At 72.2% G+C, this 5364-nt stretch carries 6 protein-coding genes; 4 read left to right on the forward strand and 2 right to left on the reverse strand.

Annotated elements, in window-relative coordinates:
* Positions 1-103: 103 nt before the first annotated feature.
* Together ACFWTE_RS18340 and ACFWTE_RS18345 are read left to right on the forward strand one after the other, a co-directional pair.
* The gene (locus tag ACFWTE_RS18340; RefSeq protein WP_378780713.1) at positions 104-1024 is read left to right on the forward strand and encodes an NADP-dependent oxidoreductase; all 921 of its coding nucleotides are present in this window, start codon (positions 104-106) and stop codon (positions 1022-1024) included.
* A 295-nt stretch (positions 1025-1319) separates the two neighbouring features.
* Entirely contained in the window at positions 1320-1949 is a 630-nt protein-coding gene (locus ACFWTE_RS18345) for a DUF4352 domain-containing protein (RefSeq protein ID WP_378780714.1), read from the forward strand.
* Positions 1950-1985: 36 nt separating this feature from the next.
* On the opposite strand, the gene ACFWTE_RS18350 is transcribed toward ACFWTE_RS18345, so the two are convergent.
* On the reverse strand, positions 1986-3008 hold the full coding sequence (locus tag ACFWTE_RS18350; RefSeq protein WP_378780715.1) for a YgfZ/GcvT domain-containing protein: 1023 nt from the start codon (positions 3006-3008) through the stop codon (positions 1986-1988).
* 317 nt (positions 3009-3325) lie between these two features.
* A complete protein-coding gene (locus ACFWTE_RS18355; protein ID WP_378780717.1) occupies positions 3326-3868 on the reverse strand; it encodes an FABP family protein in 543 nt (180 codons plus the stop codon).
* A gap of 211 nt (positions 3869-4079) precedes the next feature.
* Here ACFWTE_RS18355 and ACFWTE_RS18360 point away from each other — a divergent pair, with 211 nt between their 5' ends.
* Positions 4080-4853, forward strand: a complete 774-nt coding sequence (locus tag ACFWTE_RS18360; protein WP_378780718.1) for a GIDE domain-containing protein — start codon at positions 4080-4082, stop codon at positions 4851-4853.
* Between the two features lie 14 nt (positions 4854-4867).
* Entirely contained in the window at positions 4868-5230 is a 363-nt protein-coding gene (locus ACFWTE_RS18365; RefSeq protein WP_378780720.1) for a DsrE family protein, read from the forward strand.
* The last annotated feature ends 134 nt before the right edge of the window (positions 5231-5364 follow it).

Consider the following 5364-nt stretch of genomic DNA (forward strand, 5'->3'; position numbering starts at 1 on the left):
GGATCCACTCCGTGTCCGCCGGGCCCCGCCGTGTTCCCGGTCGGACCCGGCCCGGGGGAAGGGCCGTTGGAATGTTCCGGCCGGATGCGACGCTTTCCGGTTCATGAAGGCAATGGCATTGCGACAGTACGGTTCCGCGGACGACCTGGCCCTCATGGAGCTTCCCGATCCCAAGGTCGCCCCTGGTGAGGTCCTGATCCGCGTGAAGGCAGCGAGCGTGAACCCGGTCGACTGGAAGGTCGCGGCCGGAGCACTCGACCCCGTCATGGAGGCGGGCTTCCCGTTGATCCCCGGGTGGGACGTCGCGGGAGTCGTCGAGGGGCTCGGGTTCGACACGACCGAGTACCGGGTCGGGGACGAGGTCTACGGGTACGCCCGCAAGGACTGGGCGAAGAACGGCACCTACGCCGAACTCGTGTCCGCGAGCGTGCGCATGATCGCCCCCAAGCCGGTGCCGCTGAGCTGGGAGGAGGCCGCAGGGGTTCCGCTCGCGGGCCTGACCGCCCACCAGGCCCTGAGGCGTGTCGGCGTGGGGGCCGGTGACACGGTGCTCGTCCATGCCGCAGCCGGCGGTGTCGGGGCGTTCGGCGTCCAGATCGCGGTGGCGCGGGGCGCCCGCGTCATCGGTACGGCCAGCGAGCGCAACCACGACTTCCTGCGCTCCCTGGGCGCCGAACCGGTCGTCTACGGGGAAGGGCTCGTCGACCGCGTCCGGGGCCTGGCGCCCGGGGGAGTCGACGCCGTGCTGGACTTCGTCGGCGGTGGAGTGGCAGAGCTCTCGCTTCCGCTGGTGGGCGCCGCGGACCGTGTCGTGTCCATCGCGGACGCCGACATCCTGGCGCGGGGCGGTCACTACGTGTGGGTCCGGCCCGACTCCGCCGACCTCGTCGACCTGGCCCGGCTCGCCGACGACGGCAAGCTCTCCGTGCACGTCGAGCGCGCGTTCCCGCTCTCGGAGGCGGCCGACGCCTGGCGCCTGAGCCAGACCGGTCGGACCCGGGGGAAGATCGTCCTGACGGTCTGACCGGTACGAGCGGCCCCGGGGGACACGGTCCGCCGGGGCCCGCGCGGTCACGCCGTGCCGGGTGCGCCCTCTGCCTTCTCCGAGGAGCCCGCGTCCGGGGCCGCTCCGTGCGGGGCAGGTCCAGGGTGACGGTCAGCGAGCCGTGCTCGACCTGGAGGTGGAGGGCGCCGCCAGGGGTGGGTCGCCGGGCAAAGAGGGCACAACTCAGGAATGCCCGAAGAGTGATATGCGTCACAGGTATATGAGTGCCAGTGACCAACGGCCGCCAACCTCCGGGCGGGGCTCCGTCGTACGCGTGCTCGCCATCTTCGTGGCGGTGTTCCTCGCGGCGGCCGGATGTGTCGCCACCGTCGTCACCCTCGGCAACGTCCCCGCCCCGAGCATCCAGGTCGTCGTGGGCGAGGAGGAGACGGAACCCGAGGGCGGCCCCGGATCGGCCCCGAGCCCGGAACCCGAGTCACCCGAGCCGGAGTCACCCGGGCCCGAGACCGCCGCACCGGAGGCGCCGCAGGAGGGCGGCGGGACGGAGCCCGTCCCAGCCGGATCGTACGACGGTGCCGTCGTCAGGACCGGGGCGTTCGAGGTGGTGGTGGAGACGGCCTACACCGACCCGACCATCACGGACGGCATGGGCATGCACGACACGGCACCCCCGGGACAGGAGTACTTCATCCTCCGGCTCGACGTCACCAACATCAGCTCCGCCCCGGCGGCCTTCGACCCGGTCGGATCGGTCGGGCTGGCCACCGACGGGCAGGAGTACATGAACGATCCGGAGGCCGAGTACACGGTGGCGTACGACTACTTCTGGGAGGACATCCTCCCGGGCGAGACGGTCACCACCCACATCCTGTTCCTGGTACCCGTCGGGACCGAGTTCTCCGCTGTCCTGATCAACGGCCAGGAGCGGCTCGGCCCGAACTGACGGGCTGCCCGGGCACGCCGGCCGCCCGACCGGAACCTAACGGGGGCGCCGCCGCAGGGTGATCTGCGCGTTGGCCCCGGTGTCCGGATCCACCACGACCTCCTGGCCGGCGGCGATGCCCTCCACCACCAGGTCGGCGTCCACGGGAGCGGAGCGCTTGACCACGCCGAGCGCGATCGGACCCAGTTCGTGGTGCCGGGCCGAGGTCCCCACCCGGCCGACGGAGCGGCCGTCCAGCTCGATCGGACTGCCCACCTCCGGCAGGCGCTCCGCGGTGCCGTCCAGGTGAAGCATCACCAGTCGGCGCGGAGGGCGCCCCATGTTGTGCACCCGCGCGACCGTCTCCTGGCCCGGGTAGCAGCCCTTCTCCAGGTGGACGGCCCTGCCCACCCAGTCCACCTCGTGCGGGATGGTGCGGTCGTCGGTGTCCAGCCCGGGACGGACCCGGTGCCCGGCGATCCGCTGCGCCTCGTACGCCCACATCCCGGCGGGACGCGTTCCGGCGGCCGTCAGCGCCTCGGCGGCCGTGGCCAGCCGCTCGACGGGCAGGAACAGGTCGGTGCCGTCCTCCGCCGAGCGCGCGGGCACGTCGCCGAGCGACGCCGCCTCGACGGCCTTGGCCCGGTCCGGGCCGAGCACGGTGAGGACCGCCCGCGTGTCGCCCAGGTCCTCCACTTCGACGCGGAGCATGAACCGCATGGAGTCCAGGAAGGCGGCCAGCGCGGCCCCGCTCCCGGGCTCGGTGTGGATCCAGGTCGCCTCGCCGTCGTCCACGAGGGACAGGTGGTGGCGGAGGTGACCCCTGCCGTCCAGGACCAGCGCCTCGGTGGCCTGCCCGGGGGCCAGGCCACGGGTCAGCTGGCTGGTGAGGTCGTTCAGCCATCCCAGGCGGTCGGGCCCGCTCACCCGCACGACGCCCCGGTTGCTCCGGTCGACCCACGCGCTCGAACGCTCCATGGCACGACCCTCGTGGGCGGGGTCGCCGTAGTGGGCGGCGACCCCGGAGTCGTGGGACTCGGCGCTCACGGCGCCCGGTGTGCTCATCAGCGGCGAAGTCATACCGCCGAGACTAGCCGCCCCGCAGCGGGACCGGAAACGAGGCTCTGACCTGCACTTTCGCGCACAGAAAAAACATTTGCCCGAGGGCTTCCAGGGGACGTACTGTCGGTGTCACGCAAGAAAGGAGGTGGTCTGAGAGTGCTTGATCTCAGGACTGGCGAGGTGGCCGTCCGTTAGGGCGACGCTCGCGTTCGCGCGGCGTCGCCCGTAGCGAATCCCAGACGGACACCCGGACCCCGGGCTGCCGGACTCGTCCGACCGGCCCCGCCCTCGCGGCGGGAGGAAGCCCGGGGTCTGTCCGTGCCCGGACCCCGCCCCTACTTCTTCGCGTCGGTCCGCTTGAGCTGCGCCGACATGTACGAGCGCAGGCTGTGGCCGCCCGCCGCTAGGTCCCAGGCGTACCCCAGCGTCTCCCGGTCGTCGCCGAACAGGCCGTACAGCCGGTGCGAGGCGGTCGCGTCGATACCGGTCTCGGTGTGCACGACCGCGTCGGTGTGCATCTCCACCCGGTTGGCGAACACGTTGCCCAGGTAGACCTCGGTGAAGCCCTCGGGGTGCGAGATGAGCGCCTCCAGGTGCACGACCTGCTCACCCTCCCCGCGCTTCTCCGCGTCGGAGTCCGGGCGCGCGCGCCAGTAGCCCGACTCCTCGGAGACGAGCTCACCCGGTTTGCCGTCCGCGCCCATCCGCCAGGCCCTGCTCGTGAAGGCCAGGTACGGAAGACCGGCCGTGTGTGTGAACTCGATCTCCTGTCCGAACTGGAACTCGTCCACGTCGGCGTAACCGGCGACGCCGACGCCCTCCCAGCGGCCGATCAGGAAGGACAGTTTCGCCAGATCGGGGTGTGCCTCAGCGTCCATGACACCAGAGCGTAGCGGCGGCTGACCAGTGGCGGTGACCACCGGCGTGCGAACGGTGGCCACCGCCACTCCCGTGCCGTGGTCCGGCCATGCCCAATTGGCCCCGGTTTCCCGAAGAACTGGTAAAGATTGTCACCAACGCGGTGTGGCCACGGGGTGTTACGCCAACCGCCTACGTAGACCTCCGACGCACTTCCATAAGGGGCGGCCTGTGTTACTGGTGATCGGTTCGGCGCTGCTCGTGGCCGCGGTGGTCCTCCTCCCTCTGACCGTCGTCGCCCTGCGGCGCTGGCTGCGTCAGCGCGGACTGGCCCAGCTCCGGCCGGGGGCCCTCGCGGCGCAGGACGGACAGAGGGTCACACTCACCGGTGTGGCGGCCCCGGGCCCGGACGGCCCCATCACGTCCGGTCTGGCCGGTGTGGAGTGCGTGTGGCACGGCCACGAGGTGCTGCGCCACTACTGGCCGCTCAACCGCGACCGGGCCGAGGGCGCGGTCCGCGAGCGCGCCTGCGACTCCATCGCCGACTACGGTTCCGACACCCTTTTCGGCCTCGTCGCCGAGGGGCGCGAGGACGACCCCGACCGGGTCCTCGTCGTCCCCGGGGACACCGGGCCCAAGGGCGCCGAACTGTGTCTGAAGCGTGTGGTCGGCAGACCGCAACCGGGCGTGGCCTCGCCCGCCGACGACCTGCTGCCCCGTGTGCGCGGTCGGATCTCCGGCGTCTTCCGCGGGGAGACCATCGAGTTCGAGTACAGGGAGTGGGTGCTCCGGCCCGGCACCCGCGTGCGCGTCACCGGTCAGCTCCGGGTACGTGACGGGCGCGTGCTCCTCGCCGCCCCCGAGGGGGGCACGATCAGCATCGAGCACGGCGTGGGCGAGCAGCCGGTCCGGGTCTCGCCCCGGCGCACGGAGGCGATCGTGTTCACCGCGGCGCTCGGGTTCTGCGCGGTGGCGGGTGCCGTCCTGACCCTCACCGCGCTGTGAGTAGGGTGGCGACCATGTCTCGTTCCCTGGTGATCAAGGTCACTGCTGGGGAGAACGACCCCGAGCGGTGCAACCAGGCGTTCACGGTCGCGGCCGCGGCCCTGGCCAGCGGGGTCGACGTCTCCCTCTGGCTGACCGGTGAGTCCGCGTGGTTCGCCGTCCCCGGCCGCGCCGAGGAGTTCTCCCTCCCGCACGCCGCCCCCCTCAAGGACCTCCTCGAAGCGGTGCTCGCCGCGGGCCGGGTCACGGTGTGCACCCAGTGCGCGGCGCGGCGGGACCTCACCCAGGACGACCTCCTGGACGGTGTGCGCATCGCAGGAGCCCCCTCGTTCGTGGAGGAGACGATCCAGGACGGCGCGCAGGCCCTGGTCTACTGACCCCCGGTCCGGGGACCCGGACACGGCCGTGGGCGGGGCGCCGGCGGCGGGCCGGGGCCCGGGGGCCGGGGGGGGGGGGGAGGGTGTGCACCCGGGGGAGGAAACAAAGAAAACACGCGCGGCGAAGTTAGGGG

The sequence above is a fragment of the Nocardiopsis sp. NPDC058631 genome (assembly GCF_042716955.1).
Lineage (GTDB): Bacteria > Actinomycetota > Actinomycetes > Streptosporangiales > Streptosporangiaceae > Nocardiopsis.

Coding starts and splice junctions, on each gene's coding strand:
- ACFWTE_RS18355 (WP_378780717.1), bottom strand. CDS start 3,868: ATGGACGCTGAGGCACACCCCGATCTGGCGAAACTGTCCTTCCTGATC.
- ACFWTE_RS18350 (WP_378780715.1), bottom strand. CDS start 3,008: ATGACTTCGCCGCTGATGAGCACACCGGGCGCCGTGAGCGCCGAGTCC.
- ACFWTE_RS18340 (WP_378780713.1), top strand. CDS start 104: ATGAAGGCAATGGCATTGCGACAGTACGGTTCCGCGGACGACCTGGCC.
- ACFWTE_RS18365 (WP_378780720.1), top strand. CDS start 4,868: ATGTCTCGTTCCCTGGTGATCAAGGTCACTGCTGGGGAGAACGACCCC.